The sequence below is a fragment of the Clostridium sp. DL-VIII genome (genome assembly GCF_000230835.1).
Lineage (GTDB): Bacteria > Bacillota > Clostridia > Clostridiales > Clostridiaceae > Clostridium.
The window spans coordinates 661,325-687,960 of the sequence record NZ_CM001240.1 but is presented as its reverse complement, the minus strand read 5'-3'; the positions used below and the strand labels follow the sequence as shown (position 1 = coordinate 687,960).

Genomic DNA, 26,636 nt, shown 5'->3' with positions numbered 1-26,636 from the left:
TTAATATTATTCCTTTTTTTTCTATTTTGTATACAAATATTGGAATATTTTTTTCACTATACTATAGGATATACCCTCTTGAGTACCCTTATAAAATTTTAACTTTTATTTTCAATTACTATATTACAGGGAAATATTTATCTCAAACTAATAATTGTTATATTGCAGCTTCTTATTATTAACATGTTCTAATTTAATGCAAAAAAAAGAATAAGCAATTATAATAATTGCTTATTCTAACTAGATATATTAATAGTATTTTTATTTTAGTACATTCCATCCATTCCCATTCCTGGAGCTCCTGGCATTGCAGGTTCTTTTGCTGGAATATCAGCTACTGCTGCTTCTGTTGTTAAGAATGTTGAAGCTACTGAAGCTGCATTTTGAAGTGCTGATCTAGTAACCTTAGTTGGATCAACTATTCCACCTTTAATCATGTTGATATATTTATCGTGTAGTGCATCATATCCTATACCTGGTTCACTATTTTTAACTTTTTCAATTATTACTGAACCTTCAACTCCTGCATTAGCTGCTATTTGTCTTACTGGTTCTTCTAATGCCTTAGTGATTATGTTTATTCCAACTTGAGTATCAGGAACATCTGAAGTTAATTTTGCAACTTCGTTAATTACATTAACATAAGCTGTTCCACCACCAGCTACTATTCCTTCTTCAACAGCTGCTTTAGTTGCATTTAATGCATCTTCAATTCTAAGTTTCTTTTCTTTTAATTCAGTTTCTGTTGCTGCACCAACCTTGATTACCGCAACTCCACCAGCTAATTTAGCTAATCTTTCTTGTAACTTTTCTTTATCAAATTCTGAAGTTGTTTCTTCGATTTGAGCCTTAATTTGACCTATTCTTTCTTTTATAGCTACAGATTCACCTTTACCGTTAACTATTACAGTATTTTCTTTAGATACCTTAACGCTATCAGCTGTACCTAACATATCAACTGTAGTTTCTTTTAAATCTCTTCCTAATTCTTCTGAGATAACAGTTCCTCCAGTTAATATGGCAATATCTTGTAACATTTCTTTTCTTCTATCTCCAAAACCTGGTGCCTTAACAGCTACACAAGTAAATGTTCCTCTTAACTTATTAACTACTAATGTTGCCATTGCTTCTCCTTCTATATCTTCAGCAATGATTAATAGTTTTTTACCTGATTGAACTATTTGTTCAAGTATTGGTAAAATTTCTTGAATGCTTGAAATCTTTTTGTCAGTTATTAATATATATGGATTTTCTAAATTGGCTTCCATTTTTTCATTATCTGTAGCCATGTAAGGAGATACATATCCTCTATCAAATTGCATACCTTCAACTACATCTAACTCAGTTCCCATTGATTTAGATTCTTCTATTGTAATAACGCCTTCATTTCCTACCTTTTCCATAGCGTCTGCAATTAATTTACCTACTTCTTCATCAGCAGCTGATATCGCAGCAACTCTAGCTATATCCTCTTTTCCATCTATTTGCTTAGAGATTTTTTTAATTTCTTCAACAGCTTTATCTACAGCCATCTTAATACCAGTTCTTATTAAAATAGGATTAGCTCCTGCTGTAACATTTTTTAAACCTTCTCTTATAATTGCTTGTGCTAATAAAGTTGCAGTAGTAGTTCCATCTCCAGCTACATCATTTGTCTTTGTTGCAACTTCTTTAACTAATTGTGCTCCCATGTTTTCATATGGATCTTCTAATTCTATTTCTCTTGCAATTGAAACACCATCATTGGTTATTAATGGTGCACCAAATTTTTTATCTAATACAACATTTCTTCCTTTAGGTCCTAAAGTCACTTTAACTGTATCTGCTAACTTATCTACACCAATTTGCATAGATCTTCTTGCATCTTCTCCGAATTTTAACATCTTAGCCATTTCTTATAACACTCTCCTTTTTATATGCTATTTATATCTTTTTATTTCTTACTTTCAAATTGCCTTGTAATAAAAAATTAATTACTCAACTATTGCTAATATATCATCTTGCTTTAATATAGTATATTCGTCTCCATCTACTTTAACTTCTGTACCAGCGTATTTTGAATATAAAACTTTATCTCCAACTTTTACTTCCATCGCTACTCTATTTCCATCTACAATAGCTCCAGGACCTACTGCAACCACTTCTGCTTCTTGTGGTCTTTCCTTTGCAGTGCCAGTTAAGACTATTCCACTTTTAGTCTTTTCTTCCGCCTCTAATTTTTTTATTACTACTCTTTCACCAAGTGGTTTAATATTCATGAAAAACCCTCCTTAAAAATATAAAATATCTTTACTTTTTTCTGTTAGCACTCATCATCGTCGAGTGCTAACATAATTATAATATCCTTTATACCCATATAATTCAAACATTACTTCTAATATTATATCCCACTTTTCAGCGAATATAACTCTTTATCTTAAAATATGTCTTAATTACTTAATTTTTCTCCATTTTATTTATTCTATAGTTATTTTTTAAATTCTCATCTCCTAATTAGCCATTATACCTGCCATATCAATACATCAGCCCTAAAACTTTAACAAACTGTTAAATCAAAAAAACAATCATCCAATCAAGCATAAAACACAGTTCTTCCATATAAAAGGAAGGTGTCTAAAAATAATCTTTAATTATTTTTAGACACCTTCAATTTTAATTATTTATTACTATAAATATTCAAAACTAAGTTTTAGATTATATTATCATATCTATAAGCTTTAATATATATATGTTGCAATTGATTTTCTACATTTAACATTTAGATATTTACACAGCTTATAAACATACTAAGTGTAATTTTATTATTGCAACATATATATTATAGTCTTCCCATATAAACTTCTTATAAATTGTATTATCTTTCTAAATTTATATCATGGAATTCTTCTAACGCTTTATTAGATAACACACTCTTAATTGTTGTTTGTTGATTTATCTTTGCGAAAGGTGCTTTTGCTTTCATTACTGATACAATTTTAGCTGCTCCATTTATGCAACCACCTTCACACATCATTCCTTCAATAAAGTTTCCAGGTAATTTTCCTACTTTAGCCATAGTCATAGTTTTCTTAATTTCAGCTCCACCTGAAACCTTGACTGGTTTAAATTCGATATTAACACCTTTTTCTTGAACATAGTTCTCTATAGCCGCAGTTAATCCTCCACCTACAGCGAAATTTCTTCCAAAAATAGATGCTTCATCAACTACTATATCTTCACAGTTTGCTGGGTCTACTTCGAATGCATCAAATAAAGCCACTAATTCTTCAAAAGTCAATACATAATCAACAGAATCCTTTATTGATTCTATCAACGCCTCACCTTTTTTAGCAGTACAAGGCCCTACAAATACAACCTTTGCATCCTTATCCTTAGATTTTATATATCTTCCTGTAGCAACCATAGGTGAAACAGTTCCTGAAATTCTTTCTGCTTGATCTGGCATCATTTTTTCAATATAGCTAAGGAAACCTGGACAACATGAATTTGTCATGTAGCTGTCTCCTCTTTCCATTCTTTCCACGAACTCATTACTTTCGTGCACAGTAACAGCATCTGCTCCACATGCTACTTCTATCATATCCTTAAATCCTACTGCCTTGATTGCATTTTTAACTTGTCCAAAAGTTATCTTTGGCCCAAATTCTCCAGTTATTGCTGGTGCAACCATAGCATATATATTACCTTTGCTCATCAAATCATAAACTATCTTAACTATTGAACTCTTATCTTCTATAGCTCCAAATGGACATGCTGACATACATGCACCACAATTTACGCATTTACTTTCAGTAATTTCAGCTCTTAAATCTTCAGCATTATAGCTTAATGCACCTGTAGGACATGACTTTTTACATGGTCTCATATCTTCTGCAACAGCATCGTATGGGCATGCCTTCTTACACATTCCACATTCCTTACATTTATCTGGATCAATATACGCTTTGCCATCAACATATGTAATTGCTCCAAAATTACATGCACTTTGACATTTATGGGCAACACAATTTCTGCATGCATCAGTAACTTGAAATTTCTTTGTTGGACATCTATCACATGCTTCTTCTATTACATATAAAATTTGTTTTTCATCTTCTACATTAATTAACTCTTGTCCATTTTTACCATTTGGCTTATAACCTGCTGCAAGTTTTGCTCTTTCTAAGACTACATCTCTTTCTTGCTCAATTGTATCTCTATAATTTGGAATATCTCCTTGAATCATATCATAAGGGACTTTTTCTAACTCTTCCTTGCTTATTTTATTTTCCTTAGCTAATACTGCTACTCTAGTTAAAACCTCATGCTTTAACTTTAAAAGTCGATTTTCAAATTGAAACATTAATATACACTCTCCTATGATTATTTTTTTACTTTCATATTATAGCATGAGATAATTATACCATACTCTTGTTAAAACTATAACAATTTTTATATAATTTAAATATTCTGAATTATTTACTCTAAAGTAATTTTCTGTATATTCGGACATTTCTCAAAAAATTAGGCCGATTTACCATTATATATCGCCTTAAACTTCGTCAATATATTCACAAAGCTTTTGCTATTTGTGATATATTCATATAGTTTTCAAAATATAAGCATGACTTTTGCTTATACCAATTTTCATATAATTTTAGGCACTTGAAAATAAATAACAAGTCCAAAATTGCTATTTATTTTCAAGTGCCTTAACTCAAAGTATTATATTTAACAACTTAATCATCAATACTTATTTTGTTCTCTCTCGCATAGTAGAATAAATATTGTTGCGCAAAACCAGATAATTTTCCAAATTTATTTCTTCCAAAAATTCTTATTTTATTTAATGATGAATCTTCTGCACCATAGAAATGAATCATTGCACGCTTAACCCATACATCCACTGGAAATGCTGAAGTCTTTTCCATAGAAAATAGCATTATGCAATCTGCCACTTTGGAACCGACTCCTTTAAATTCTTGAAGTGCATCATGGCATTCATCATCACTTAATCTTTTAATATAATCTAAATTATATTTAATATATGAATTTTCTTCGTTCAATTTTAAGTTTTCATCTTTCACTGAATTATATACGTTTTTAATTGTATCTATTAAATACTTGCTCCTAAAAGAAGCTCCCGTCTCTTGTATTTCTTCTAACGTTGCATCTTTTACTTCATATATGCTCGGAAAAGCATAATAGACCTTATTTTTATAATTAATTTCTTTTCCCCACTTAGCTGATATTTTATTTACTGTCTTTTTTATTGATGGTATATTATTTCTAGCTGAAATAATAAAGCTAAGAAGCATCTCAAATGGATCTTGATTCAATACTCTTACCCCATATCCAAATTCTATACTCTGCTTAAGCAAAACATCTTTTGAAAGCTCTTCCTTTATATCTGAGTAATCTCTATTTAGATCGAAGTAACTTAACCAAATTCTATTAAATTCTTCTTCATTTGTATTATAAATTATTACATTATTTCCTTCTTCTTTTACTTCAATTAATTTTCCAAAAGCAATGACTATAAAATCATTCTCTTCTATCTCTTCAAATCTAAAAATTTGTCCACATTCAAATATATGTTTAAGTTTAAAATTCTTAACGCCTTCTATTATCACATGATCTTTAGAAAATTTTATATTTTTATAATCCATTGTATTACTACTCCTTTTAAATTTAAAGCGAATATTAAATTTGATATTCTGTTCTAGTTATTTACTTATGTTTTTCCTTAAGAATTATCTTTTCTAAAATTTCAGCACCTGTCTCGATCATTAGTGTGCACTTTTTAACATCTTTATATTCTTTTTTCAAATCTATACATTTAGTATGTCCTAATTTTTCTCCAAAATTATTTATAAATTCTTTCGTCATCTCTCTAACAATTGGACTCTTATGCCCACTTACCTCTGTAAACATTGCTCCTATTACACCAATGGAACCAGTTATAACTCCACAAACGTCTCCTGTTGCCATTCCACCTCCAAAACCCGCCATAACTTTTAGTGTTTCTTCTGACAAATTTAAATTATATTCTTCGTTAGCTGCATACATAATACACTCTGCACAATTTAAGTCATATTCCTCTGTCCAATATTTCATGGCTGTTTCCTTTAACATTCTCATCTCTCCTATCGAAAATAATTATTCTTTAATATATTATATCACTCAATCTGAATCTCCGCCTTCTAATTTATCAAAAATAAACTAAAAAAATTGACTGGGTCAGAGTTAATCTTATCAATTAATCTGTCTCAGTCATTATTACATTATTTATTAGAATTCGACTTTGTTTCCATAATATACACACTCAAATATTTTCTTCATCTCATCCTTATTTATTTGTCTTGGATTTGAACCTGTGCAAGCATCTCCAATTGCTCTTTCTGAAATCAAATCAACTTTTGCTTTAAATTCCTCTTCATCAATTCCATATTCTTTTAATGTGCTTGGAATTGCCATTTTCTTATTTAATTCCTTTATTAAACTTGTCAATGAGTCTACCAACTCATCATCGCTTGTACCACTTAACCCTAATCTTTTAGCTATCTTCGCATATCTATCTAAGGCAGCTTTTTTGTTAAAGTCAATTACATATGGTAGATATATAGCATTTGCGCATCCATGAGGTATATGGAATACAGCTCCTGTCTTATGAGCCATACTATGAGTTATTCCTAGTAATGCATTAGAAAATGCCATACCCGCCAAACATTGAGCATAGTGCATTTGCTCTCTAGCATCCTTGTCTCCGTCATAAGATTTTAGCAAGTATTCATTAATCATTTCAATAGCTTGTAGAGCTAATGGATCAGTAAATGGTGAATGTAATGTGGCTACATACGCTTCAATTGCGTGAGTTAAAGCATCCATTCCTGTATGCGCTGTTAATTTAGCTGGCATTGTTTCTGCTAACTCTGAATCTACTATTGCTACATCTGGAGTTATATTAAAATCAGCTAAAGGATATTTTATTTCAGTCTTATAATCTGTGATTACAGAAAATGCTGTCACTTCTGTGGCAGTACCACTTGTTGATGGTATTGCTAAAAATTTAGCCTTACTTCTTAACTCTGGTATTGTAAAGGGATCTTTTATATCATCAAAAGTCTTTTCTGGATGTTCATAGAATACCCACATCGCCTTTGCTGCATCTATAGGCGATCCTCCACCCATAGCAATTATCCAGTCAGGTTTAAAATCTCTCATTACTTCAGCGCCTTTAAGCACTGTTTCAACTGATGGATCAGGTTCTATTCCTTCGATTAATTTGACTTCTATTCCAGCTTCCTTTAAATACTCTAAAGCCTTGTCAACAAAACCAAACTTTTTCATGGAACCTCCACCAAGTGCTAATACTGCTCTCTGGCCTTTAAGAGTTTTCAATTGTTCTAAGCATCCTTTTCCATAATAAATGTCTCTTGGTAATGTAAATCTCATCATAGTTTCAATAACCCTCCCTAAAATATATACTAACGGAAATATTCACAATTTTCCCATTATTTATATATTTCTATATAAATCCTCAAAATCCTTTACCTGTAAAAAACAAATTAAAAAAATTCTCAAAAGAATATCTTCTTTTGAGAATTTTTAAGACTATATATTATTTAGAATAATCATAGAATCCTTTTCCTGATTTTCTTCCAAGCCATCCAGCTCTAACATACTTTCTTAGTAAACTACTAGCTCTGTATTTGCTATCTCCTGTTTCAGTAAGTAAAACATCCATAATAGCTAAACATACATCAAGACCAATAAGATCTCCTAAAGCTAAAGGTCCCATTGGGTGATTAGCTCCAAGTTTCATAGCTGCATCGATATCTTCCACTGAAGCAACACCTTCTTGTAATATGAAAGTAGCTTCATTAATCATTGGAATTAAAATTCTATTTACTACAAATCCTGGTGCTTCAGCAACTTCTACTGGAGTCTTTTCAATTGCTTCTGATATTTCCTTAACAGTATTAAAAGTTTCTTGAGAAGTTGCAGCTCCTCTTATAACTTCAACAAGCTTCATTATTGGAGCTGGATTAAAGAAATGCATTCCTATAACTTTATCTGGTCTCTTTGTAGCTGAAGCAACTTCAGTAATTGATAAAGATGATGTATTTGAAGCTAAAATTGTTTCTGGCTTACAAATTCCATCTAATTCAGCAAAGATTTCTTTCTTTATTTTCATGTTTTCAATAGCAGCTTCAACTACTAAGTCACAATCAGCAGCTAACTTCATATCAGTTGTTCCTGAAATTCTTGAAAGTATAGCTTCTTTATCAGCTTCAGCCATCTTTCCTTTAGCAACTTGCTTATCTAAGCCTTTAGCTATTCCTGCTATTCCTCTATCAACAAATTCGTCCTTTATGTCTCTTACTATTACTTCACAACCATGTTGAGCGAATGCTTGAACAATACCAGCACCCATAGTTCCTGCACCAAGTACAAAAATCTTTTTCATAGATTATTCCTCCTCAAAACTTTTATTATAGATATCCTTAGTTAAAATAAATCAATTTTAACTAAGGATTAAATTAACAACAAAATTCTTGTTAAATAATTATTAACCATGTTAACAAATTGTTTTTCTTGTTATATTATTAACCATCAAAAGGAAACTACAATATCAAAAACAAATTATAAAGAACAGGTTAAATTATTCAGCACTCTTTATTTCTTTAACTTGAGCAATTAATTCTGGTACTACTTTATTAAGATCTCCAACAATTGCATAATCTGCAATCTTCATTATTGGAGCTGAATCATCTTTATTAACAGCAATGATTAAATCTGAATCCTGCATACCTGCAACGTGTTGAATTGCTCCTGAAATACCACAAGCTATATAAATTTGAGGTCTAACAGTTTTACCAGTTTGACCAACTTGGTATGCTCCATCAATCCATCCTTTTTCTACAGCTGCTCTTGATCCTGCTACAGTTCCGCCTAAAGCATCAGCTAATTCTTTTAGTAATTGGAAATTTTCTTTATTTCCAACTCCTCTACCACCTGATACTATGAAATCTGCTTCAGCTATATCTACGATATCTTTCTTAGCTTTAATAATTTCTAGAACTTTTGTTCTAACATCACTATCAGCTAATTTAACTTCAACTTTTTCAATTTTGCAGTTTGCTCCATCAGTGTTGATTTTAGCAAAAACTCCTGGTCTTACTGTAGCCATTTGTGGTCTATGTTCTGGACAAGCTATTGTTGCCATTAAGTTACCACCAAATGCAGGTCTTGTAGCTAAAAGATCACCATTTTCAACATCAACATCGATTGATGTACAGTCAGCTGTTAATCCAGTTGTTAATCTAGCTGCTATTCTTGGACCTAAATCTCTTCCTATAAAAGTAGCTCCTACAAATAATATTCCTGGTTTTCTTTCACTTGCTAAATCGCAAATAACCTTAGTATACGCATCAGTTGTATAATGTTCTAAATTTTTATCATCAGCAACTAAAACTTCATCAGCTCCGTGCTGTGCTAAAGTTTTTGCTAATTCTTCTATATTGCTACCTAATAATACGGCAGTTAATTTTACTCCTAGTTTATCTGCTACTGTTCTACCTTCACCAAGTAGTTCTAAAGATACTTTTTGTAATTCGCCTTCTCTTTGTTCGGCAAAGACCCAAACGCCTTTGTAATCTGCTATATTCATAATAAATTACCCTCCTATTATCTTAGATGTAGTGTTTTTCTTTTAATTTTCCTACAACATAATATGCTGCATTTTTAGGTGTTTCTCTAACGTATTCTCCTGCACCTTTAACTTCTTTAGTCATTGACTTCTTAACCTTTGTAGGTGAACCTTTAAGTCCTAATTCAGATACATCTACATCTATATCAGCTGCACTCATAACTTTGATTTCATCATCAGAAGTTGCGAATATATTTGCAACATTCATATATCTAGTTTCATTTAATTCTTCGATTGCAGTTAATAGACATGGAGTTTTAACTTCTACCACTTGGTGTCCGTCTTCTAATGCTCTATTTACTATTAATGAACTTCCTTCAACTTTAACATCTTGAACATAAGTTACTTGAGGAATTGCTAAATGTTCAGCTATTTCTGGACCTACTTGTGCAGTATCTCCATCAATCGCTTGTCTTCCAGCAAATACTATATCATAATCTAATTTTGCAATAACTCCAGCTAATGCCTTTGAAGTAGCTAAAGTATCAGCTCCCCCAAGTGCTCTATCTGTTAATAGGATAGCTTCATCAGCTCCCATACATAATGCTTCTCTTAAAACTGCTTTAGCCATTGGAAGTCCCATACTAATAACTGTAACTTTTCCGCCAACTTGCTCTTTTAATTGTAATGCACCTTCTAAAGCATGCTTATCCTCTGGATTCATGATTGATGGAACTCCATCTCTAATTAATGTACCAGTTTTAGGATCTATTTTTACTGCTGTAGTATCTGGAACTTGTTTTACACAAACTACTATATTCATTATCAATGTCCTCCTATCTTAAAATGCTTCCAGCGATAACCATCTTTTGAACTTCTGAAGTTCCCTCGTAGATTTCGCATATTTTAGCATCTCTCATCATTCTTTCTACTGGATATTCCTTAGTATATCCGTATCCACCAAAGATTTGCACTGCTTTAGTTGTAACTTCCATTGCAACATCTGCAGCAAACAATTTAGCTCTTGCAGCATCTACTGAGTATGGTTCTCCAGCTTGCTTCTTGCATGCTGCCTTGTATACTAAATGTTGAGCTGCTTGTATTTTAACATCCATTTCAGCTATATACCATTGTAATCCTTGGAATGCTGAAAGTGGCTTACCAAATTGCTTTCTTTCTTTCATATAGTTAACAGCTTCTTCAAATGCTCCTTCTGCAATACCTAATGCTTGAGCTGCAATACCAATTCTTCCTCCATCAAGAGTCTTCATTGCTATTCCGAATCCCTTACCTTCTTTTCCAATTAAGTTTTCTTTTGGTACTATACAATTTTCCATAACTAATTCTGTAGTAGAAGATGCTCTAATACCCATCTTGTTTTCTAATTTTCCTATTGAGAATCCTGGGAATGATTTTTCTACGATAAATGCAGAAATTCCTTTTGTTCCTTGGCTCTTATCTGTCATAGCAAATATTATGAAAGTTTCAGCAACTCCACCATTTGTTATGAATATTTTTGAACCATTTAATACATAATGGTCTCCTTCTAGCACAGCACTTGTTTGTTGTCCTGCTGCATCTGTTCCAGCACCTGGCTCAGTTAAACCAAAAGCACCTAATTTTTTACCACTACAAAGCTCTGGTAAATATTTTGCTTTTTGTTCTGGAGTACCATGTTCATTTATTACTGATGCACATAATGATGTATGAGCTGAAAGTATAACTCCTGTTGTACCACAAACTTTTGATAATTCTTCTACAGCGATTATGTATGAAAGTACATCTCCGCCAGCTCCTCCAACTTCCTTAGAAAATGGGATACCCATCATTCCAATCTTTGCCATCTTTTTAACATTTTCCATAGGGAATCTTTCTGTTTCATCGATTTCTGCAGCTATTGGTTTAACTTCATTTACTGCGAATTCTCTAACCATTTGTTGTACTAATTCTTGTTCTCTAGTTAATTGGAAATTCATTAAATTACCCTCCTTGTTAATTAAACCTATTTGATAACAACTATATATAAATCTTTAATAGATTTTTAACTTAATCTTTAAAAATTATTTATTTTTGAAGTTCTTTTCTGCTCTTCTTTCTAAGAATGCAGTCATTCCCTCTGTTTGATCTTCAGTTGCAAAACATTTACCAAAGTCTTCTGCTTCTATTAGGATAGCAGAATCTATGTCAACTTGCATTCCTCTATCTATAGCATCTTTGCAATATGCAACTGCTTTTGGAGCATTAGCTGCAATTTTATTTGCCATAGCCTTTGCTTCATCCATTAAACTTTCTAATGGAACTACCTTATTTACTAGACCTATTCTGTAAGCTTCTTCGGCTTTTATTAAATCACAAGTATAGATTAATTCTTTTGCCTTTCCAGGTCCTACAATTCTTGCTAATCTTTGAGTCCCACCAAATCCAGGTGTTATTCCAAGTCCTGCCTCTGGTTGACCAAATCTAGCCTTTTCTGAAGCTATTCGTATGTCACATGACATAGCAAGCTCACATCCGCCGCCAAGAGCAAATCCTGACACAGCTGCAATAACTGGCTTATCCAATTTTTCTAATCTTCTGAAAACATTGTTTCCTAAGATTCCAAATTCTTTACCTTGTTCTTCATTAAGATCCTTCATTTCTGCAATGTCCGCTCCAGCTACAAAGGATTTTTCACCAGCACCAGTTAATACAACTGCGTATACATTGCTGTCTTTCTCTAAATCTTCTAAAACAGCATCCAAATCTTTTAGAGTCTCTGAATTTAATGCATTTAATGCTTTTGGCCTATTGATTGTAACAATAGCTAAATGTCCTTCTTTCTCAAGAATCACATTTTTTAATTCCATGTTAAGGTCCTCCTTCAAACTTGCTTACTTATTTTTTTAATTTTCATACTATTTTTGATATTTTTAAATTCATTTGTTATATTATTAACAAATGAATTTAAAAAAATATTAAAGCAACCACGCCTTAAGTAAAATTATAATACGTCATTGAGTTATTTGCAATAAAATATTATGTTTTAATACAAGTTTTTACTTATAAACATATGAAAAAAATTAATAAGCCAGTAATTATCTCAGTATTCTCGTTATAAAACAAAATGTGTTTGCTAAATGTCAAACACATTCATCAAACACACTAAATGTACTATACCACAAAATAACATAGAATATTGATTTACTATTATATATATCTATATTAAAACATTATACTATTAATTTTAATTATCACTTTCATTCAATAGGTAAATTAAAGTTAGCAAACTTTCGCTTAAATGAACATTTTCTACCTTCACATAATCTGGAACAATTAAATCAACAGGTGCAAAATTCCAGATTCCTCTTATACCACCTTTTATCAATTCATCAGCAACTGTTTGTGCATTCTTTCTTGGAACACAGATTATTCCTATATCTATTCTACGCGAACTTAATACAGATGACATTTCATCTATGTCCATGATTTCCACATTTCTAATTTTCATTCCTATAAGCTTAGGATTAGCGTCAAATATAGCAGTTATTTTAAACCCTAAATTTTCAAATCTTGAATAATTCGAAACTGCTTGCCCTATATTACCTGCACCAATCAATGCTGCTTCATATCCCCTATTCAATCCTAAAATAGAGCTAACTTCATTATATAGCTCTTTGACATTATATCCATATCCCTGTTGTCCGAAATCACCAAAGCAATTTAAATCTTGACGAATTTGTGACGCAGTAAATCCTATTTTTTCACCTAATTCTTTTGAAGAAATTCTATCTACATCATTTCTCATAAGCTCTTCAAGGTATCTATGATATTTTGGCAATCTTTTAATAACTGCCATAGATATATTTTTATTTTTCTCCATATTACTTCTCCTACCTAAATAATTTTTTAACTATATAAATCAGTTCGTGCAATTGATATTACTTCCTACCACAACCATGATTAATCTATTTTTTAACAATATGCACCTGATATTCCTATCTCTCAATTTAACTAACTATTATGATTTTACCATACTTCTCCGATTTTATGTCAATGTTAATTTAATTATTTATAAAATTTATAGACTATTTCCAAAAACGTATTTAAGTAGCCTATGATTACAAATAAATCTTAATTTAGTTAATCATTCCATTATATGTTCAAAGCCTTGATTAAATATTCCCTTTATATGTTCATCATCTAATGAATAATATACAACCTTACCCACTCTCTTAAATTTTACAAGTCTTGCCGCCTTTAATGTCCTTAATTGGTGGGATACTGCAGATTGACTCACTCCTAAAACTGCTGCCAAATCACATACACACATATCTGCCTCAAATAGAGCACATAATAACTTAACTCTTGTCGAATCTCCAAAAGCTTTAAATAATTCTGCCAAATCATATAAAACTTCATCTTTAGGCAACAAATCTTTAACCTTTGACACAACATCTTCATGTATAACATTACAATTGCAGCTTTCAACAATTTCTTCATTATTAGTCATAATTATCCTCCTCAAGGGCATGAACACGTGTCCATATATTTACTGAATTATATTACGATTATTATATTTATGCAACAACTATTTTGTAAAAGCCATAACTTACATGAAAAGTAACAAAAAATACCCCAAAATAACATCCTATCATTTTGAGATATTTTAAGCTCTATCCTAAATTACTTTACTCACCTTATTATCATTAAAGAAAACATTATTTAAAATCATATTTAGCACACTATCACAAACATAATATGAAAATGTTAAATCATTCTTATAATCTATTATTCCATCATACTGTTTTTGTAACTGCAATATAAATTCTTTCATATTACTTGGATCTATATTAGTATTTATAATTCTCGCATGCTTGAAATTTTTAGCTAACTTCGCTAATTTATTTTCATATGCCATATGCTGCCTAACTGCACTAGTGCTTTTAAATTCCCATCTATAATAATGCGGAGCACAAAAAAAATCACATAAAAAGTGACATATTACTCCAAGTTCTTCACTAAACTTTCCAATGCTCATATCATAATAAATATCTTCCAAAGTTAGTCCTGATAAATATATAATTTTCTCAACCACCATGTCTATACTTTCATCAAAGTAATGCTTCATAAATTTATATTTAGGTACACAATCAGGTTTCACGCACCCCCATATGAACCTTTTATTATTAATTAAATAAATACTTTTTGTGTTAGCATATTTGATAATATTCTCAGCCATAACCTTGTGAGTGTTAATCATCAAAGCTTAATCACATCCTCTACATTTCACTTTATATAATTCTATAGATATGTTTATTTTCTATATATTATTTCTTCAATATAATCCAAATTTAATTTGTACCCTTATGATAATACTCCAAGTACAAATTTACAATAGTTAATTTCAGAATTTATTCAAGTATTATCTGTTCATGAAACCAATTTTATCAAGATTAGCTATTGAGTTTTTTATTATATTTTTAGAATTTATTTTTTTCATTCTGCTAACATATATGTTTGTTATTAAATTCCTTATATTAAATCGGTTAGTTAATTTTTTCATAGAAGTTATTGTTCTCATTCCTATATCCCCTTGCTTACTATGTTATTAATTCAAATTTATATTATAAGAAACTTCTTAATTACAGACATATTAATAAAATACAATTAAGCCGTTTCAAAATAATTAATATATATTGAAACAGCTCATTTATTATAGGAACTTATTAAATTGCTCTTCTTCGTTGAGTTTATTTAACAGATGTTTTATTTCTTGATCCTTATTTTTATCCATTACTAGTATCACATCTCCAGCATCTACTACAACCAAATCCTTAATTCCAAATCCAATTATTAAATTTTTATCACCAAAAATAGAGCAATTCTCACAATCATCAACATAAACATTTTTAGATATACTATTATTCCTATAAGTGTCTAACAATCTGCTTAAAGCTCCAAAGCTTCCCATATCATCCCAATTGAAATCACATTTTATGACATATGCTTTTCTTGTTCTCTGCATAACTCCAAAATCAATTGATATTCCATCTATAAGCTCATATTGTTCTTTAACTACCTCATCTTCTTTTTCTTCTCCTAAGTTTTTATATATTTCCATTAATGATTTATGCAATTTAGGTAGATATTTTTCTATTTCTCTTAAAATAACATCTGCTCTAAATATGAACATACCAGAATTCCATAAATAAGTTCCTTTTAATACAAAATCCTTAGCAACCTCTGAATTTGGCTTTTCTGTGAATCTAGCAATCCTATAAGTTGGTATATTTCCATTTGTCCTCTCTCCCATTTCTATATAACCATAGCCAGTTTCTGGTCTACTTGGTTCGATTCCAAGTGTAACAATACATCTTCTCTTATTTGCCATCTCAATTGCTTGAGATAACGTATCTATATAATTCTTTTCACCTTGAATATAATGATCTGATGGCAATACAACCATAATTGCATTAGCATCTTGTTTTAATAACTTCACTGCCGATAAACCAATGCAAGTAGCAGTCTCCTTATTGGCAGGCTCTACAAAAATATTTTCTTCCTTAATCCCAACAAGTTCTTCTTTAACTTTGTCCTTGTAATCTGTATTTGTCACAACATAAATATTATCTTTATCTATTAAGGGGATTATCCTATCAACGGTATTAACTAAAAAGCTTTTATTATTAATCAGCTTCAAAAATTGTTTTGGTTGATCGGCTCTTGATAGAGGATATAGTCTACTGCCCTTACCTCCAGCTAAAATCAGCCCGTATATCACGCATTTTCAACTCCATGTAATAATACTAGTTCATTATATGTCAAAATATCGACATGTGTGAGTCAAGATACAGCTGACTCAATTAGTAATTTATATATTATCCTTTATATTAAACATAGATCACCCAATATTTTTTCCACAACATCTCTTATACTTTTTCCCACTTCCACATATACAAAGCTCATTTCTACCAACAGTAGACTTCTTTTCTGCTTCAATCTTACTTTTCACTCTCTCATTAATAGTTGCGCCTTTATATTTCCATAGTCTTATATTTCTAAGTAACTTACCTACACTAACGTATACAAATTCTTTTACATTTTCATTATTAATATTATCTGTACCTAATATATCATCAATAATTTCATCAAAATCTCTTTTTTGAATTTCACTAATCAAAGATTCTACAATTTCTTTTAAAATACCTTCATCGGCATTTAATATCCTTCCAACCTCTTCAACAAACTCTTTGCCTATCTTTGAAGTATAAATCCAATCTGGTTTTGATGTTCTAAGCAATTCTTCTTTAGAAACTACAGCATAATCTAAATTTTCATCTATTTCTTTTATCATCATACGCCACATAGATACTTCGCTATTTATAATAAACTTTTCTTCTTCATAATATTCATCATAATAATATTGTGCTTCCTGTATGACTTCTTTAATATTAACTTTTTCCGACTCCCTAATACCATATTTTGTGAATAAACTTATTATATCAATTGTCTTAATAATTCCATAAGCTCTATTCATTCCTCTAAAGAGATCCATTATTTCTGTATTTATTCTTCTAAGCTTATTATATTCTGAATTATTTCTGTTTTTAATTAAATTTTGAAGAATTTCTGGGATTAATGCTATATCTTGTCCATCATTATCCTTAACCTTAAAGAGCATTCCTATTGAAACAAAATAATTCATATGCTTATCAAATTCATTATTGTCCATCACTTGGATGCCTGCATTATCTACTATTTTTTTTAATGTTTTATATCTTTCTTCATCAAATAGATTTAATGTATCCGCTATAGCTTTTTCATAGCTATGTAAAAATTTATCAGCTAACTGATCTTTTTCTAAATTTTCTATACCTTTAATCTTAAGATTTTTACCTATATCATATATATTACCATTATCTAAATTTCTTACTAGTGTATTAATGTCAAAAGAATACGCATCTTTTAAAAATATATTTTCTTTTAATTCATGAACCTCCTCAGAGAAATTTTCACAACTGCTCTCTATATTATCCTCTTTATTAAAATCAGAAAATTCATCATTCTCTTCTCTTTTAATCGCTTTTTTTCTTAAAGGCTTATATTTATTATTATTGCCTGGTAAGTATACTTCCTCCCCATCCTTTTTAGCAAAGTAATGGTAGTCTCTATCTCCTTGAAAATTACAATCATCTAATTCTTTCAATCCTTTGTCTTCTTTATCAATACATTTTTCACATAACCATTCTTCTTTTTCATAGCTAAAGTATTTAGCTTCAGCTTCACATTTATTGCATATATGCTTAATTTCATCATTTCGTGCTATTATCTCTATTTGGGAAAATTCTTTAGATACCTCAATTTTATCAACAACCTCTAAGGTTAAATTAATTGTGTTTTTAAAATCATATTCATACTCAAACTTTTTACCAATTTCTAATATCTCGTTTAGCTTAATATTCATTTTTTTGTTTTCATAAAACTTTCTGTTAATTTTAAATCCACTGAGCAGCCCATCATTTTCCATCCAAACATCTCTTATTAATTTATCTATATGCACCAAACCTAGTGATTCATCTATAGATATATATAGACAGAATTCACTCTTACCACGTTTAGGTTTAATAGATATAATATATTGACTTCTTGTTTTCTTATTTTCTTGTAATTCTTCATTTATTCTTTTTTTCATTACAGCACAGCTTTTCATATGCCTCTTAATAGTTCTTTCTGTCAATTCTTTGTCGCAATAGTAACATTTACCCTTCAATTCTAATAAGTCCCTCCTAAATCAAGTATAAACTTAATTAATTATCTGCCATACTGATTCTACTTACATCTTATATTAAAGTCAAATCTAATTAAACTACTCCTAAATCCAACTGATCTCTGCCTTATAATTTTGTGCTGTAGTCATTATCACTTGTAACAAGTGTTACTTAAAGCATAAAAAACTATCCAATATAAATAGCTTCATTTGAAGTTATATTATTGGATAGTTTTCTTTGTTCAAATATTTTTATTTATTGTATAAGTGGCAGGCAACCTTATGTCCTGATTCTAGCTCAACCAGCTGTGGTTCTGTTTGTTTACATATATCCATACATTTAGGACATCTTGTATGAAATCTACAACCTGATGGTGGATTAATTGGACTTGGTACATCACCTGTTAATATAATTCTTTCCTTTTTCTTCTCTGGATTAGGAATTGGTATAGCTGAAAGCAAGGCTGTCGTATATGGATGCATTGGTGTACTATACAATTTGTCTACATCCGCAATTTCAACAAGCTTTCCAAGATACATAACTCCTACCCTATCACTAATATGTTTAACTACGTTTAAACCATGTGCAATGAATAAATAAGTAAAACCTAGTTCTTTTTGAAGATCGTCTAAAAGATTTAAAATTTGAGCTTGAATAGATACATCAAGAGCTGAAACTGCTTCATCACAGACTATAAGTTTAGGATTAACTGAAATAGCACGCGCAATCCCTACTCTTTGTCTTTGCCCTCCACTAAACTCATGTGGATATCTATCTTTATGATAAGATGCAAGTCCCACCTGATTTAAAAGAATATCAAGTCTCTTTTCTAATTCTTCTCCACTTGCAATACCATTTATTTTCATTGGTTCTCTTATGATATCTCCAATTGTCATTCTTGGATTTAAAGAAGCATATGGATCTTGGAATATAATTTGAATGTTCTTACTTATATCTTTTCTATTATTTTTACGAATAGCATTTACTTCTTTTCCTTCAAATAAGATTTCACCAGAAGTTGAATCAAGCAATGTAACGAGAAGTCTTCCCATAGTTGACTTACCACAACCAGATTCTCCAACTATCCCTAAAGTTTCTCCTTTATATATATCAAAAGTAACATCATCAACAGCTTGAACATACGCAGGTTTTTGGAAAAATCCTGAGGATCCTACAGGAAAATATTTCTTTAAACTTTTTATTTCCATTAATTTTTCCTTATCCATTAGCTTTATCCTCCTTTTCGTACAAGAAACAACGGGCCTCTCTACCATCTAAATTATATAAAGAAGGTTGTTCCTTTTCACATTTTTCCATGCAGCTTGGACATCTATCTCTGAAAGCACAGCCAGAGGGTAAATCCAATGGATTAGGCACTGTTCCAGGTATAATAAACAATCTTTCAGCATCCTCGTCTATTTTAGGAATTGAGTTCAGAAGCCCTTTAGTATATGGGTGCTTTGGATCCCTGAATAGATCTTTGACATTTGCCTTTTCAACAACTCTTCCACAATACATAACAACAACTTTATCTGCAACTTCTGCTACGACACCTAAATCATGAGTTATAAGAAGAATGGCAGTTCCTAGCTTTTCCTTTAATTCAAGCATAAGATCAAGAATTTGAGCTTGGATTGTAACATCTAAAGCAGTTGTGGGCTCATCTGCAATTAAAAGCTCCGGATTGCAGCTAAGTGCCATAGCTATCATGACTCTTTGTCTCATGCCTCCACTTAACTGGTGAGGATAGTTGTTAACCCTAGTTTCTGGTGATGGAATTCCAACCAATCTTAACATTTCAATTGCTCTGTTTTTTGCTTCTGCTTTATTTACCTTATCATGTTTAATAACAGCTTCAGAAATTTGTTTTCCAACTGTAAATACTGGATTTAACGATGTCATAGGCTCTTGAAATATCATAGAGAGCATTTTACCACGCATTTGCTGCATTTCTTTTTCTGATTTATCAAGAATGTTTTCTCCTTTAAACAACGCTTGACCAGTTACTTTGGTCTTAGTAGATTTCCCAAGTAGTCTCATTAATGAAAGAGATGTAACACTCTTACCACTGCCTGATTCTCCAACAATAGCTACAACTTCACCTTTATCCACACTAAAATCAACACCATTTACAGCACAAACAGTTCCCTTTTTAGTTTCAAATTCAGTCTTCAGATTTTTTATTTCAAGTAACATACTTTACCCCTCCTTAAGCATTTAGCTTAGGATCAAGTGCATCTCTAAGCCCGTCTCCAAGTAAGTTAAATGCAAGTACTGTAATTGTAATTGCAAGACCTGGAAATAAAATTATATACGGTGCATTATAGAAATAAGTTCTTCCTGAACCAAGCATTGTTCCCCATTCAGCGTACGGTGGCTGTACTCCAAGTCCTAAGAATCCCAATGCAGCAGCATCTAGAATTGCACCCGAAATTCCAAGAGTCGCACGTACAATTATAGGCGATAATATATTAGGAAGCACATGTTTAAAAATTATAACAAAGTCTCCATTACCAATAGCTTTTGCCGCTTGAACATATTCACTTTCACGTATAGACAGCACACAACCACGTACTATACGCGCATACTCTGGAATTGTAACTATACTAATTGCAATAACAGCCTTATCAATACCTCTACCTAAAGCAGCCATAAATGCAATTGCAAGTAATAATGAAGGAAATGCTAAGATTACATCCATAATTCGCATTAAGAACATATCTAATCTTCCTCCAAAGTATCCGCAAATCGAACCAACTATTGTTCCAATTGATAAGGCAATAGCAACAGCAACTATTCCAACCCTAAGTGAAATTTTAGCACCATCAATCACTCTTGAAAAAATATCTCTTCCCTGTTCATCCGTACCAAAGAAATGAGATGCAGATGGAGTTTGAAGTGAACTCGAAAGATCACCTGTATTAGGATCATACGGCATTATAAAACTTCCGAAAACAGTAATAAATACTATTAATATGATTATAACTAATCCAACCAATGCAGCTCTATTTGAAATAATTAAACCCATAAATTTTTTAAATCTAATCATTAATGATTTCTTTTCTTCTTGAGACCTTAAATTATTCGTATCCATAAAATGCCTCCCCCTTTAAGAATATTTGATACGAGGATCTATAAATGCATAAAGTAAATCTACTAATAAATTTACTAAAACAAATATAATCGCCATTATCATTACAGACCCTTGCACAACTGGGTAATCTGATTTCAATATAGCATCGATTGTATAACTGCCAATTCCAGGCCATGAAAAAACTGTTTCTGTTAAAACAGCTCCCCCAAGCAATGAACCTAACTGAAGTCCAATAACAGTTGATACTGGAATCAAAGCATTTCTAAGGCCATGTCCCTTTACAACGATCTTCTCTGCAAGTCCTTTAGATCTTGCTGTTCTAATGTAATCCTGTCCTAAAACTTCAAGCATAGTAGAACGTGTCATACGTGCAATAATAGCAGTAGAATATGATGAAAGTGCAATTACTGGTAATATCAAGTGCTCCAATGAATCAACAAATGCAGTCATATCTCCTGTTATTAAACTATCTAATAAATAAAGTCCGGTTATTTTCGTTGGCTCTAATCCTATAGTTGCTCTTCCCGATACTGGAAGTATACCTAAGCCAACTGAAAATACAACAATTAATATTAGTCCGAGCCAGAATATAGGCATAGATACACCAACTAAAGATGTGCCCATACAAAGATAATCTAAAATTGAATTTTGCTTCACTGCTGAAATAACTCCAAGTGTTATACCCACAATCGAAGCAACGATTATAGAGAGTATCGCAAGCTCAATAGTTGCTGGAAATCTCGAAAAAATCTCTGTTGCCACAGAGCTCTTAGTTATAAGCGAAGTACCAAAATTTCCTGTAAAAATACCACCTATGAATTTTAAATATTGAATATATAAAGGAGCATTTAACCCTAATTGCTGTCTCAATGCTTCAATTTGTTCCTGGCTAGCATGTTGACCTAAAATTATAGATGTAGGATCAGTAGAAAATACGTGCATTATTAGAAATACCAAAATAGAAACCCCGATAACTACCGGTATTAGTAATATTAATCTTTTTATAAAATATTTGAACATAACTTCACCTCTTTTAATATATAATCAATTTGAAAGCTCCGACTTTCGCCGGAGCTTAACAAATGTTCTTTAGTAATTATTCTTTATCAACCTTTTGGAAGAAAATTGAACCTGTTGGGTGAACACTAAAGTTCTTAACCTTTGATGATGAAGCAGCCATTGATTTTGCATATGAAATATTAACCCATGGTGCATCTTTTGAAAGTATATCCTGAACTTGTCCATATATTGCATTTCTAGCATCTCCATTTGGTGTTGCTTTTCCTTGTGCTAAAAGCTTATCAACTTCTGGATTTGAATATCTAGAAATATTTAAGCTTGGTGAAACAGTACTAGCAACTAATGATAAGAAATTATCTGCATCTCCGTTATCACCATTCCAACCATAGAATTTAATATCGCCTTCACCTTGTGTAGTTTTATCTTTGTATTCAGTCCATTGGTATACATCAATTGTTGCCGTAATACCAACTTTACTTAAGTAGTTTTGAACTGCTTCTGCTAACTTTTGACCACCAACAGAGTTATAAGGTCTTGGATTAGAATAAGTTACCATCTTAACTTGAAGATTTTCCATCCCTAAATCCTTAAGCATTTGTTTAGCTTTCTCTGGATTATATTCGTAATCTGACACATCTTTATATCCAGCTATGAAATTAGGCAGCATAGTTTTTGCTGGATCTGCATAGCCTTGATATAAATATTGAACTAATTCATTACGATTAATTGCATATGATACAGCTTCTCTTAACTTTGGATTATTGAAAGGAGGCCTGTCACAATCAAAAGCCATGTAGTTTATATTCATTCCAGGCTTTGAGAATATATTCATACCTTTTTCTTTTAATTTATCAACATCACTAGGATCTAATCCATCCATTGCATCAATTGCACCAGTCATAAGTTCACTGGCTCTTACTGAATTTTCCTTATCAATTTTAATTACTAATTTATCAATTTTAGCTTTATCTCCCCAGTAATCATTATTCTTTTCAAGAGTTACTTTATCACCCTTTTCCCAAGAAACAAATTTAAAAGGTCCAGTTCCTACTGGAGCTTCATTTAAATTACCATTATTTTTTTCAAGTGCTGTTGGACTTACAATCGGAGCTGCAAGTGTCATTGCAAGATTTGCTAAAAATGGAGTATTTGCCTCTTTTAATGTAAACTTAACTGTATTGTCATCAATAGCTTCAACCTTAGTAACCCCATCAAAGGTAAATGATGCATATGGCATATCATCAGTTGCATTTGGAGGTAATTGACGGCTTACAGATTTAACTACTGCATCTGCATTAAAATCAGTACCATCATGGAATTTAACTCCCTTTCTTAAATGGAAAGTATATTCCTTACCATCCTGACTAATATCCCAGCTTTCTGCTAAACATGGTTGAATACTTGTATCCTCATCACCATACTTAACTAATCCTTCATATATATTGCACATAACTTTTGCTGACTCTCCATCATCAACGAAAGCAGGATCTAATCCTCTTGGATCTGCCCCTTGTGCAAATATAAATGTTTTGGCAGCACTTGTCTTAGCAGCTTGTCCCCCGCCGCATCCTACAAGAGCCGTTGCAGCGAGTAACCCTGCAAGTACACATGATAAAATTCTTTTTTTCATAAGATATCCCCCTGTTCTATTTTGGCTACTTAATTATCTGTAATATGCATAGATATAATGATTTAATATTATCGAATTGCATATCAATTATTAAATCATTTAGCTTATACACTATACTATCTTAATTAAGGATTTTTTATCATACTACTTTTGTATGAACATACTTAAAGCTAAATTTGAAAAATTGTCACATATTCATGAATCATATATTTATCTAAAGACAAATACAAACCATGTTTTTAAATCAACGTATACAAAAAAAGGAAAAATAAATTACATCTTCTTGCAAGCAGTAATTAACCCTTCCCCGTTGAAGTATCTATTAACCATAACAATTATTATTTGTTAACTTTGTATAATTATAGCATAACAGTTATTACTTGTATATTATTTTTTAAATATTTTTATATTATTATTAACAATTTAGAGATTTTATTACTTTTTTAATAAAATCATGTTTAAAACTGAAGTTATATTTTTACATAACCTTCTAGTTATTCTTTTCATTATTAAAAAAATATATTATTCCTATTTCTACTTATCTAAATTTAAATTAACTTCATACATTTTTCTTTAATGAATTCATTTCATATATCCACTACCAATCCTTTTATTCCACTAAATGATAAAATAAAAAACTGTCTAGCTTTAAAAATGAAATATGCTAAACAGTTATTTTTTACTTTAATATAATTTATTTCTTCAAATTACGTCCACAGGCTCTATAGATCTTCCATGGTCTTTCCTTCACCAACTAGAGCATAAAAATCTTTCGTAAATACTTCTACTGCATTTGTAGTTGCATCATGCTTAATTAAGCCCTCAATTACATCAGGTGCTGCTGTGACCGAGCCAATTCCATACTTGCACAAATTTAAAACTTGTTGTGAATTTTTAAAACTTGCAGCTAATACATCTGCATTTAAATTATGAGCTTTAAACATATCGTGAATGTCTTTTGCCACTTGAACACCATCTGCTCCCATATTGTCTAATCTATTTACATAAGGTGCTGTATATCTAGCACCTGCTTTTGCTGCTATAAACGCTTGCATTGCTGTATATATAGCTGTAGCTGTAATATTAACATTCTCCTTAGCTAATAATTTCATAGCTTTTATTCCTTCACTTGTTACAGGAACCTTTATAAATGTATCTTTACCTAATACTTCTAACATATGATGAGCTTCATCAACCATCTTTTCAGCGGTTAAAGATACTACTTGAGCGTGAAGCTGTGCACCTTCTGGTAAGAATTCTCTAATTTCCTTTAATACCTTCATAGGATTTCCACCTTGTTTTTTTAAAATAGAAGGGTTTGTTGTTACTCCATCACATGGGTAGTTTTCATAAATTCTTTTAATTGCATCTAAATTTGCATCATCAATTAATATTAACATTTCTATCTTCTCCTCTACTTTTAACTTATATATACTTTAAACAACGCTTTTAACTCTACAACTGCATATTCTTGTTTTTTAATATTCTTGTATTCTTAAAAATATTAGAATATTTATTCTGAAGAATATGCTGAAAATTGGTGAGTTTCTAAGACATTATTATAAAAATAAACTTATTGCTTAATTAAATTCTTTATTCCTGCTGCATAAGCAATATTATAAAACTCATTCATTTGCTCATCACTATACATCTGTGGGTTTTCTTCAAAACAATACTCTAAATTATCTATTAAATTATATTTTGCTTTTGCAAGTGGATTATAATTTAATAGTTCATATTTTACATTTGAATATATCTTTGAAATATAGCTGCTTATATCACTGATATTCTCCTTATTTGCTGTAAACCCTGGTATTAATGGTGTTCTAATAATTATATTATCTTTCTTATCACTTTCTAAAACAAGACTAATGTTTCTTTTAATAAGTTCATTGCTAACGCCTGTAAGAGCCTTGTGCTTTTCTTCATCAAATACTTTTAAATCAGCAAAAATTATATCAATGTATGGCAATATCTCTAATATATATTTACTAGGTGCAAACAACGAAGTTTCAATTGCTGTATTTATACCAATTTCTTTAAGTTTCTTTAGCAAAGCTATTGTAAATTCCTTTTGAAAAAGCGGTTCTCCACCTGATAATGTAACTCCTCCGCCATATTTGAAAAATGCTCTATCCCTCATAACTATTTCTATGATCTCATCTAAAGTATAAACTTTAGAATCCATAGTTAATGCTCCTGTTGGACAAACATCAATAACAATTTTATTTTGCTCCTCTGTACATTGCTCTTGAATAATAGATATTTTATTATCTTTCTCTATAACAGATTTATTAACACAATTCTTCACGCACAGTCCACACCTTATGCATTTATTTTCAAAGTGAATCAGATGCTCATCTTCCGAAATGCCTTCAGGATTTTGGCACCACACACACCTTAATGGACAGCCTTTAAGAAAAATCGTTGTTCTTATTCCATCTCCATCATGAGTTGAAAATCTTCGTATATCAAAAATCCTTCCTCGTACTGCTAAATTATCTCCATCCATAA

At 31.1% G+C, this 26,636-nt stretch carries 24 protein-coding genes; all 24 read right to left on the bottom strand.

Features of this window, described 5'->3' with window-relative positions; genetic code table 11:
* Positions 1-266: 266 nt before the first annotated feature.
* The 24 genes from groL to CDLVIII_RS03145 all read right to left on the bottom strand — a co-directional run bounded on the left by groL (position 267) and on the right by CDLVIII_RS03145 (position 26,634).
* Positions 267-1,892, bottom strand: a complete 1,626-nt coding sequence (gene groL / locus CDLVIII_RS03255; RefSeq protein ID WP_009168030.1) for a chaperonin GroEL — start codon at positions 1,890-1,892, stop codon at positions 267-269.
* 81 nt (positions 1,893-1,973) lie between these two features.
* Positions 1,974-2,258: a co-chaperone GroES gene (gene groES / locus CDLVIII_RS03250; protein ID WP_009168029.1), complete on the bottom strand. Its 285-nt coding sequence runs from the start codon at positions 2,256-2,258 to the stop codon at positions 1,974-1,976.
* Positions 2,259-2,854: 596 nt separating this feature from the next.
* Positions 2,855-4,342, bottom strand: coding sequence for a 4Fe-4S dicluster domain-containing protein (locus CDLVIII_RS03245; RefSeq protein WP_009168028.1), 1,488 nt, complete (start codon positions 4,340-4,342; stop codon positions 2,855-2,857).
* Between the two features lie 376 nt (positions 4,343-4,718).
* Positions 4,719-5,648, bottom strand: coding sequence for a DNA glycosylase (locus tag CDLVIII_RS03240; protein WP_009168027.1), 930 nt, complete (start codon positions 5,646-5,648; stop codon positions 4,719-4,721).
* A gap of 61 nt (positions 5,649-5,709) precedes the next feature.
* Positions 5,710-6,114, bottom strand: coding sequence for a C-GCAxxG-C-C family (seleno)protein (locus tag CDLVIII_RS03235; RefSeq protein WP_009168026.1), 405 nt, complete (start codon positions 6,112-6,114; stop codon positions 5,710-5,712).
* A 156-nt stretch (positions 6,115-6,270) separates the two neighbouring features.
* On the bottom strand, positions 6,271-7,437 hold the full coding sequence (locus CDLVIII_RS03230; protein ID WP_009168025.1) for an NADPH-dependent butanol dehydrogenase: 1,167 nt from the start codon (positions 7,435-7,437) through the stop codon (positions 6,271-6,273).
* A 163-nt stretch (positions 7,438-7,600) separates the two neighbouring features.
* Entirely contained in the window at positions 7,601-8,449 is an 849-nt protein-coding gene (locus CDLVIII_RS03225; RefSeq protein WP_009168024.1) for a 3-hydroxybutyryl-CoA dehydrogenase, read from the bottom strand.
* Between the two features lie 195 nt (positions 8,450-8,644).
* The gene (locus CDLVIII_RS03220; protein WP_009168023.1) at positions 8,645-9,652 is read right to left on the bottom strand and encodes an electron transfer flavoprotein subunit alpha/FixB family protein; all 1,008 of its coding nucleotides are present in this window, start codon (positions 9,650-9,652) and stop codon (positions 8,645-8,647) included.
* A gap of 22 nt (positions 9,653-9,674) precedes the next feature.
* Positions 9,675-10,454 (bottom strand): electron transfer flavoprotein subunit beta/FixA family protein, encoded by a 780-nt coding sequence (locus tag CDLVIII_RS03215; protein WP_009168022.1) that lies wholly within the window; start codon positions 10,452-10,454, stop codon positions 9,675-9,677.
* 13 nt (positions 10,455-10,467) lie between these two features.
* Positions 10,468-11,607 (bottom strand): acyl-CoA dehydrogenase, encoded by a 1,140-nt coding sequence (locus CDLVIII_RS03210; RefSeq protein ID WP_009168021.1) that lies wholly within the window; start codon positions 11,605-11,607, stop codon positions 10,468-10,470.
* Between the two features lie 84 nt (positions 11,608-11,691).
* A complete protein-coding gene (locus tag CDLVIII_RS03205; protein WP_009168020.1) occupies positions 11,692-12,477 on the bottom strand; it encodes a short-chain-enoyl-CoA hydratase in 786 nt (261 codons plus the stop codon).
* 377 nt (positions 12,478-12,854) lie between these two features.
* On the bottom strand, positions 12,855-13,490 hold the full coding sequence (locus CDLVIII_RS03200; RefSeq protein WP_009168019.1) for a redox-sensing transcriptional repressor Rex: 636 nt from the start codon (positions 13,488-13,490) through the stop codon (positions 12,855-12,857).
* Positions 13,491-13,754: 264 nt separating this feature from the next.
* Positions 13,755-14,120, bottom strand: a complete 366-nt coding sequence (locus CDLVIII_RS03195; protein ID WP_009168018.1) for a metalloregulator ArsR/SmtB family transcription factor — start codon at positions 14,118-14,120, stop codon at positions 13,755-13,757.
* A 168-nt stretch (positions 14,121-14,288) separates the two neighbouring features.
* Complete coding sequence (locus CDLVIII_RS03190; RefSeq protein ID WP_009168017.1) at positions 14,289-14,870, bottom strand: zinc dependent phospholipase C family protein; 582 nt, start codon at positions 14,868-14,870, stop codon at positions 14,289-14,291.
* Between the two features lie 162 nt (positions 14,871-15,032).
* Positions 15,033-15,191, bottom strand: coding sequence for a hypothetical protein (locus CDLVIII_RS31015; RefSeq protein ID WP_009168016.1), 159 nt, complete (start codon positions 15,189-15,191; stop codon positions 15,033-15,035).
* Between the two features lie 132 nt (positions 15,192-15,323).
* Complete coding sequence (locus CDLVIII_RS03185; RefSeq protein WP_009168015.1) at positions 15,324-16,391, bottom strand: mannose-1-phosphate guanylyltransferase; 1,068 nt, start codon at positions 16,389-16,391, stop codon at positions 15,324-15,326.
* A gap of 120 nt (positions 16,392-16,511) precedes the next feature.
* Positions 16,512-18,380 carry an SEC-C metal-binding domain-containing protein gene (locus tag CDLVIII_RS03180; protein ID WP_009168014.1) on the bottom strand — a complete coding sequence of 623 codons (1,869 nt, stop codon included), beginning with the start codon at positions 18,378-18,380 and terminating at the stop codon, positions 16,512-16,514.
* 249 nt (positions 18,381-18,629) lie between these two features.
* Positions 18,630-19,604, bottom strand: coding sequence for a dipeptide ABC transporter ATP-binding protein (locus tag CDLVIII_RS03175; RefSeq protein ID WP_009168013.1), 975 nt, complete (start codon positions 19,602-19,604; stop codon positions 18,630-18,632).
* A complete protein-coding gene (locus tag CDLVIII_RS03170) occupies positions 19,597-20,574 on the bottom strand; it encodes an ABC transporter ATP-binding protein (protein ID WP_009168012.1) in 978 nt (325 codons plus the stop codon). The genes CDLVIII_RS03175 and CDLVIII_RS03170 overlap by 8 nt, the downstream gene beginning before the upstream one ends.
* Positions 20,575-20,587: 13 nt before the next feature.
* Complete coding sequence (nikC, locus tag CDLVIII_RS03165) at positions 20,588-21,472, bottom strand: nickel transporter permease (RefSeq protein WP_009168011.1); 885 nt, start codon at positions 21,470-21,472, stop codon at positions 20,588-20,590.
* Between the two features lie 15 nt (positions 21,473-21,487).
* On the bottom strand, positions 21,488-22,492 hold the full coding sequence (locus CDLVIII_RS03160) for an ABC transporter permease (RefSeq protein ID WP_009168010.1): 1,005 nt from the start codon (positions 22,490-22,492) through the stop codon (positions 21,488-21,490).
* 76 nt (positions 22,493-22,568) lie between these two features.
* On the bottom strand, positions 22,569-24,122 hold the full coding sequence (locus CDLVIII_RS03155; RefSeq protein ID WP_009168009.1) for an ABC transporter substrate-binding protein: 1,554 nt from the start codon (positions 24,120-24,122) through the stop codon (positions 22,569-22,571).
* A gap of 722 nt (positions 24,123-24,844) precedes the next feature.
* Positions 24,845-25,522: a transaldolase family protein gene (locus CDLVIII_RS03150; RefSeq protein ID WP_009168008.1), complete on the bottom strand. Its 678-nt coding sequence runs from the start codon at positions 25,520-25,522 to the stop codon at positions 24,845-24,847.
* Between the two features lie 173 nt (positions 25,523-25,695).
* Positions 25,696-26,634: a glycyl-radical enzyme activating protein gene (locus CDLVIII_RS03145; protein WP_009168007.1), complete on the bottom strand. Its 939-nt coding sequence runs from the start codon at positions 26,632-26,634 to the stop codon at positions 25,696-25,698.
* Positions 26,635-26,636: the final 2 nt, after the last annotated feature.

Bases quoted from the DNA above. Each gene is read 5' to 3' on its own strand.
- CDLVIII_RS03150 (WP_009168008.1), bottom strand. From the start codon at position 25,522: ATGTTAATATTAATTGATGATGCAAATTTAGATGCAATTAAAAGAATT.
- CDLVIII_RS03230 (WP_009168025.1), bottom strand. From the start codon at position 7,437: ATGATGAGATTTACATTACCAAGAGACATTTATTATGGAAAAGGATGC.
- CDLVIII_RS31015 (WP_009168016.1), bottom strand. From the start codon at position 15,191: ATGAGAACAATAACTTCTATGAAAAAATTAACTAACCGATTTAATATA.
- CDLVIII_RS03200 (WP_009168019.1), bottom strand. From the start codon at position 13,490: ATGGAGAAAAATAAAAATATATCTATGGCAGTTATTAAAAGATTGCCA.
- CDLVIII_RS03190 (WP_009168017.1), bottom strand. From the start codon at position 14,870: ATGATTAACACTCACAAGGTTATGGCTGAGAATATTATCAAATATGCT.
- CDLVIII_RS03235 (WP_009168026.1), bottom strand. From the start codon at position 6,114: ATGTTAAAGGAAACAGCCATGAAATATTGGACAGAGGAATATGACTTA.
- CDLVIII_RS03155 (WP_009168009.1), bottom strand. From the start codon at position 24,122: ATGAAAAAAAGAATTTTATCATGTGTACTTGCAGGGTTACTCGCTGCA.
- CDLVIII_RS03240 (WP_009168027.1), bottom strand. From the start codon at position 5,648: ATGGATTATAAAAATATAAAATTTTCTAAAGATCATGTGATAATAGAA.
- CDLVIII_RS03210 (WP_009168021.1), bottom strand. From the start codon at position 11,607: ATGAATTTCCAATTAACTAGAGAACAAGAATTAGTACAACAAATGGTT.
- CDLVIII_RS03245 (WP_009168028.1), bottom strand. From the start codon at position 4,342: ATGTTTCAATTTGAAAATCGACTTTTAAAGTTAAAGCATGAGGTTTTA.
- groL (WP_009168030.1), bottom strand. From the start codon at position 1,892: ATGGCTAAGATGTTAAAATTCGGAGAAGATGCAAGAAGATCTATGCAA.
- CDLVIII_RS03145 (WP_009168007.1), bottom strand. From the start codon at position 26,634: ATGGATGGAGATAATTTAGCAGTACGAGGAAGGATTTTTGATATACGA.
- CDLVIII_RS03195 (WP_009168018.1), bottom strand. From the start codon at position 14,120: ATGACTAATAATGAAGAAATTGTTGAAAGCTGCAATTGTAATGTTATA.
- CDLVIII_RS03170 (WP_009168012.1), bottom strand. From the start codon at position 20,574: ATGTTACTTGAAATAAAAAATCTGAAGACTGAATTTGAAACTAAAAAG.
- CDLVIII_RS03205 (WP_009168020.1), bottom strand. From the start codon at position 12,477: ATGGAATTAAAAAATGTGATTCTTGAGAAAGAAGGACATTTAGCTATT.
- CDLVIII_RS03215 (WP_009168022.1), bottom strand. From the start codon at position 10,454: ATGAATATAGTAGTTTGTGTAAAACAAGTTCCAGATACTACAGCAGTA.
- nikC (WP_009168011.1), bottom strand. From the start codon at position 21,472: ATGGATACGAATAATTTAAGGTCTCAAGAAGAAAAGAAATCATTAATG.
- groES (WP_009168029.1), bottom strand. From the start codon at position 2,258: ATGAATATTAAACCACTTGGTGAAAGAGTAGTAATAAAAAAATTAGAG.
- CDLVIII_RS03225 (WP_009168024.1), bottom strand. From the start codon at position 8,449: ATGAAAAAGATTTTTGTACTTGGTGCAGGAACTATGGGTGCTGGTATT.
- CDLVIII_RS03175 (WP_009168013.1), bottom strand. From the start codon at position 19,604: ATGGATAAGGAAAAATTAATGGAAATAAAAAGTTTAAAGAAATATTTT.
- CDLVIII_RS03160 (WP_009168010.1), bottom strand. From the start codon at position 22,492: ATGTTCAAATATTTTATAAAAAGATTAATATTACTAATACCGGTAGTT.
- CDLVIII_RS03220 (WP_009168023.1), bottom strand. From the start codon at position 9,652: ATGAATATAGCAGATTACAAAGGCGTTTGGGTCTTTGCCGAACAAAGA.